This window comes from Mesorhizobium sp. Arg314 (assembly GCF_053714275.1).
Map to the genome: position 1 here is coordinate 1 of NZ_JBSKBP010000367.1, position 247 is coordinate 247.

The following is a 247-nucleotide window of genomic DNA, read 5'->3' on the forward strand; positions in this document are numbered from 1 at the left end:
TCCTCTCGTGCGGGCAAGGCGAAAGCCGTGACGGCGACCGCCCGCAAGATTGCGGTCCTATTCTACAACACCCTCAGGCACGGCATGACCTACAGGGATCCGGGTGCCGACCACTATGAGGAACAATATCGCAGCCGCGTCCTCGCCAATCTGAAGCGGCGCGCCAAATCGCTGGGCTTCGTCTTGCAAGCCGTTCCCTGCGACGCCGGCGGTGCTGTTTCTTAGGAAGGCCGCAGCCTACTTCGCG

General features: G+C 62.8%; 1 pseudogene. It reads left to right on the plus strand.

Annotated features, from left to right (window positions below):
- A pseudogene (locus ACWGS9_RS35890) lies at positions 1-225 on the plus strand (IS110 family transposase); the annotation flags it as partial.
- Positions 226-247 lie beyond the last annotated feature (22 nt).